This window comes from Endozoicomonas sp. ALC013 (assembly GCF_049310205.1).
Classification (GTDB): domain Bacteria; phylum Pseudomonadota; class Gammaproteobacteria; order Pseudomonadales; family Endozoicomonadaceae; genus Endozoicomonas.
Genome location: NZ_JBLYNS010000219.1, coordinates 1 through 5,338 on the forward strand (window position 1 = coordinate 1; position 5,338 = coordinate 5,338).

At 51.3% G+C, this 5,338-nt stretch carries 4 protein-coding genes; 2 read left to right on the forward strand and 2 right to left on the reverse strand.

Annotation, left to right across the window (positions count from 1 at the left end):
- Positions 1 to 2,656 (reverse strand): hypothetical protein (locus tag ACO6V1_RS22130; RefSeq protein WP_422468620.1); only part of this gene is annotated, 2,656 nt, incomplete at its 3' end.
- Between ACO6V1_RS22130 and ACO6V1_RS22135 the strand changes: the two genes are divergently transcribed.
- On the forward strand, positions 2,640 to 3,149 hold the full coding sequence (locus tag ACO6V1_RS22135) for a hypothetical protein (RefSeq protein WP_422448631.1): 510 nt from the start codon (positions 2,640 to 2,642) through the stop codon (positions 3,147 to 3,149). The genes ACO6V1_RS22130 and ACO6V1_RS22135 overlap by 17 nt on opposite strands.
- 605 nt (positions 3,150 to 3,754) lie before the next feature.
- A complete protein-coding gene (locus tag ACO6V1_RS22140; protein ID WP_422448633.1) occupies positions 3,755 to 3,964 on the forward strand; it encodes a hypothetical protein in 210 nt (69 codons plus the stop codon).
- A 59-nt stretch (positions 3,965 to 4,023) separates the two neighbouring features.
- Here the strand turns inward: ACO6V1_RS22140 and ACO6V1_RS22145 are convergent.
- Positions 4,024 to 5,338: hypothetical protein (locus ACO6V1_RS22145; protein ID WP_422468622.1), on the reverse strand; the 1,315-nt coding region annotated here is incomplete at its 5' end.

A 5,338-nucleotide genomic window follows, 5' to 3' on the forward strand; every position in this document is an offset into this window, starting at 1 on the left:
TGTGAGCATTCAGCTTTTTGATGGCTTCCGGTACCGGGGTATTATTGGCCAGAGCGTCGTCAAGCACACTGATCACTTCCCGCATTTGCATAATCAGTGAATCGGCTGTGGTTACCTGAAGGCTTGAGGGTGAAGGGAGCAGGTCCTGTTCAGTCAGTTTCTGGCTTAATTTCAGTTTGTCAAGCCCCGCTGCACTGGTCACCTTGTTAATGTATTCTTTGGCCAGTGCCTTCGTGGCCGCTTTGTCGAGGGCTTCAAGTTCCGTTACCGGCTTGGTCAGGATCTGTTTTAACGTTAAGGACGAGGTAGGAATGGGAGCCAGGTCAGCCAACTCGGTTATTTCTGCGTCGGTGGGTTGATAAAGATGCCCGATACCTCTTCCGTTGGCAATCTGCCCTGACTGAGTCAATCCAAGGCCGTATCGCTGAGCCAGCGGTCTCAGTACGTTCATGGCCCTTGCGACCAACTGATCCATTGAATCGGCGCTGGCTATAAGCAAATAGCCGTCGGAATCAGCAGTGGTCAGAGATAGTTGATTATTCACTCTTTGTATTTTTGCAAATATGACATGTGAGGTACGGGGGGAGATGGTAAACAGAACATTAGCATCTGCCCCTGCCGGTAACTGAGTTGCCTTCGCATTGAACGCTGCAACCATCTTTGACAGCATTGACCGGATTGTAAGAAATGGTTCTCCACCATAGACTCTAAACCCAAATTGCTCAACTTTCTGGCCAATTTTATCAAGGTAATGACTGTCTCTTTTCAGGCCCAGGCTACGCCATAAACTTACGGGGGAAGATATACTATTTTTACTCGCAATTTCCTGTAGGATCGTCCTGACAAGAGCGGGTAATCGAGCATATCCGGTACCCAGGAAAATAGCATTGACCAGAGTATTTAATGAGCTGCTAACAGAAATTCCCAACTGGCTGGCAACGGTCAATGAAACTACATCCGACTGACAAATGCCTTCAGCTAACTGCTGATCACGCATCATTAATCGCAAAGGGTTCCAGATTACACAGAAAAGTGTGAGATAAGCCATATGCGTCATAGTTGACGGATTGGTGGTCCCCAGAGATATCTGTTCGAGACGGTGAATCATGGTACGAACAAGGAGCCTGAGCGATTGCATCATGTCTCTCTGTCGTGGCGGAGCAAAAACGTTAAAATATGAGAGGGTGTTAACTTTAAACGCTAATCTGCCAAGTGCCTGAAAGTCTTGATTCCCTATTAAATCAAAGACCTCGTTCTCATATTGCCGCAAATAATTGGCCATCTCCGGCGGCTGCCGGAGTTGATTGGTAAGAGCTATTGCATCTGGGCCTGCCGCAACGCCACGCTGCATCGTAAGGGTAAATTCATTGCGCATTGCTGAAAAACCCCGTAAAAACTCCAACAGTTGCGGGACCTTGTTGTCTCTGGCAAGTACACCTTCAGCCCCTATCAGCAGCCTGATTTTGCTTAAGAAATCCTGCTCCGAAAGGATCATTCTTTTTGAACGATGGTGATGGGCTACTGTCGTTGAGCTAGTATTCTGGGCAGGCGCGATTGTGGTGTTGAACTCATGGATAATGTCATCCACCCCGGCTGCTACGATATCCAAATAGTGACGAGTGGCATCAGGGAAAGTGCCATTGATCGTTTTGGCGAAGGCTTCAATGCCTTTGAGCAGCATATATCCGGCAAAATCCCTGGCACTGTCCTTAACAAAGGTGACTAATTCCGTGAAGTTAAGGGCCGGAAACAGTTGTTGAAAATAAACCAGGTCATTTTCGTACATGCCAAGATTGGTTGATTTGCCCATGTCGTCCACTATGGTGGTCAGTTGCTGCTCCAGTGTTAAATTGGTAGTGGCCAGCGAACTGGACGGGGCTACGGTGGTCCTGGTGGGCGCGATGTCGGTGATGCCACCAAATGAATGTGCCGGGATAATACTGTCAGTCCAGGGTGGCAGGGTGTTAACCAGTGAGGGAGTGCTGGCCGGTAGTAGTATCGGGGCGGTGGCAATGCTTGCAGAAGCAGAATCCTGAACAGTCGGGCTTGCATAATTAAACGACGTTGTCTTCATACCAATCGTGCTGGCACAAACCGAAACAGAACCGGGATTGGCTGTTGTTGACGTTGCTGATGCATTGGCAGCAACAGCGCCCTTGCCGAAACCGGTCAGGCTGGACCGGGCTGGGAAAACCGTGGTGGCATTCATGGCAGTTGCCGAACTGTGCAGCGAAGGCAATGAATGCATACCCGTTGCATGGGTAGAGGCGGCACTCTTCACCGAGCCGGATAACCCCATGGACGTTGCCGAATGTTCACCGATTTCACTCACATCATTGATACTCACACTTGTGGCGGAAGGCCCTGCTGAGCCAGAAGCATGGGGGCGGGTGGAGACGCTGGCTGCCAGGGGATTGCTGACTGAGCCGGACTGGCTGGCTGGCCGATGAGCTCCGGTTGTCGTAAAAACGGAGTCCGTCGTTTTGACTGAGCCTGCTACATCGTGGGCAGTAGCGGTATGTTTAATGGACTCTGATGAACTGTCTGATGAACTCACAGCAGTCTTGTAATCACTGCTGGATCTACCCTGAGTAGTGACTGGGGATCTGGTCAGACTGGATGTTGCCAGGTATGCACTGGTGATTGCTGTTAACACCGACGCCGACGCCTGTACCGAGCCTGATTCGCTGTTCACAGATGGACTGTTAGCGGACGTTGCCGAAGCAGCATTATCAGAGACACTACCCTTCATTGCCTCCGACTTAGTGGCCGTTGCCGTGTGTATGCTGCCTGCGCTGGCAGATGTTGAATCGTTTGCCGAATTTGAATGGCTGGCCGAAGTGGTTGTTGAGGTTGCGCTATTTATTGAACCCGCTGTGCTTTCAAATGATGTTGAAGCTTTTACTGACTTTGAACTGCTGGCCGAAGTGGTTGTTGAGGTTTCGCTATTTATTGAACCAGCTGCGCTTTCAAATGATGTTGAAGCGTTTGCCGAATTTGAAATGCTGACCGAAGCAGTGATTGAGGTGGCGCTATTTATTGAACCCGCTGTACTTGCAGATGATGTTGAAGCGTTTGCCGAATTTGAAATGCTGACCGAAGCAGTGATTGAGGTGGCGCTATCTATTGAAACAGCTGCGCTTGAATGAATTGACTTTGTCTGCCTGAGTGAGACTGAAGAACTGGCAGACTGAACCAAATGGCTGGTTTGATTCTGGCTACCCGATACAATCGTCGTCTTCCCTGTCTTTTTATTATTAGCCACTTGACGTGAGTGAAACACGCTGGTTGTTTTAGCACGATCATGAGGAAATTTTTTATCATCATCATGAGGAAATTTTTTATCATCATCATGAGGAAATTTTTTATCATCATCATGAGGAAATTTTTTATCATCATCATGAGGAAATTTTTTATCAGGCAGAAAACCTGGATTAGTTGGTTTAACCGGGAGTCCAAGATGCATCGCTTAATTAACCCGTCAGTTGACTTATATTCATTTCAGATTGAGTGAAAAATATCCAACTTTAAAAAAGTTGCAAATATTCGAGTTAGAAAAGTTTACAGTACGGGGGGTGACAAATAAGGGGTCATTGCCTGTTACAAGCCTGAAGGCGAGGTCTGCAGCCATTCAGATAAGGAAGGCCGTCCAACGGTATTCGATAATCTCCCCAAACTGAAGGGCGAGCACTGGCTCTCCATCGGTCGTCTGGATCTGAAAGTCAGCCGTTTGAAGCGGGTCCGGTTTGGCAGCATGATCATTCCTGACCAGCTGCGTCAGGGGCAATTTCAGGAGCTGGAAAAACCAGATATCGACGCCCTTGCCGCATTGGTTGACCTGTCACCAGCGCCCTCCTTCCACAAAAAGCCCCGGGACCGGCTGAAAAAGAACGAAGTGCAGGCCAGAAAGGTGAAAGGCAGTGCCAAACGTTTTAACCCGCATCCGAAGAAGGGTTCCCGCTAACCTGAACTCAACCGATCATGACTCCTGGAACGACAGTTTGTTGTTCATGGGTTCCATCATTAAACCGGAGTCTGGGCAAACTCCTCCGCTTCGGTTTGCAACCGCGCTGCTATTTCCGCCTGCCATAACTCGGCAGGCTTGCCATTCAGTGATCCCAAACTGCCCAGCGCCACCTGGTTAATGATCTCTTCTTGCAGGTCACTGTCCAGATTGTGGTTGATAAAATACTGCGGCAACTGGTCGGCGACTTCTGCCTTGATGGTTTTATAAGCACTGAGCATGTCGTTTATGGTGCCCCGGTCGTACTGGTGCTGCTGGAACACTGGCGGCTGGGCGCACTCCGCCGTCTCCTGGCAGGATCGCTGGCTGGCATTATCCCGGGTTGGCAGCAGGTCAATAATGTGTGCCACCAGTTGTTGCGCCTCGTCGTATTGTCCGGTCACCTTGCCAGCACTGACCATCGACATCAGCTTCAGGCGGTTCATCGCCTCTTCCTGGACCCCCATCTTGCTGTCGTACAGGGCGGTGAAGCGTTGCCAGGCACTCTGGCTGTCTCTGGGAGCCGGATCGTCCCACTGGGGCTCCAGCCCAAAACAGTCCGGCATCCTTGTCAGTGACTGGATGGCCTGTTGCTGCTGCTGGTCCGACAGCGCGAAGAATGATGCCCGGGCCGAACCATAATCACCGGCTTCCAGCTGGCTGAGGCAGGTATCACCCGCCCTGACTACCCCTGAGCTGGTGACCGGGGTCAGCCGTTGTTCCAGTCGTTGCAACAGCTGCTCGCGGCGGCTACTGTCGTTGCCACTGCTGGCGCTCAGCCAGTTTGGCAGCTGGCTGAACACGCCCCTCGAATGCTGGGCAGACATACCCTTTCTTTGCAGTTCCTGAAACTGGCTGGCCCGGTCAACAATGGCATCGCGCAGTGCGGCACTGAGTAACGGGCCGGAGTTAGCCGACTGAGGTGCCGTGGTCAATTGTTCCAGTTGACGGTCTGCCATGGCGTTCAGCATGCACTGGCCAAGATCTCTGGCTGGGCCTGGCTGGCTCGGTTGGGTTTGCTTCCCGCCAAAGAAGATGGCACTACCACTGGTACCCCGGACCCGTCCATCGCTGTCGAAAATATTGGTGGTGCGTTCATGTTCAACCCCCAGTCTGGGCGAGAACAACACTTCCAGCAGAAACTCCTCGGTGCAGCTGGTCGGTTGCTCCTCATTGGTGACCATGGCGATGGCCATATTCAGCAGGTCATCGTTTTGCCAGGCAGCATCCGGCTGTATTCGCTGCTGCTTGAGCTGCTGCAGGAAAGCCGACACTTCGTTGTGCAGTTGCCGGGCAACCCGCATGCTGCCGGTGAGCAGCCGCATGCCCGGCAAG

Excerpts from the sequence above, each read along its gene's own strand:
- ACO6V1_RS22140 (WP_422448633.1), top strand. The coding sequence starts at position 3,755 with ATGATCATTCCTGACCAGCTGCGTCAGGGGCAATTTCAGGAGCTGGAA.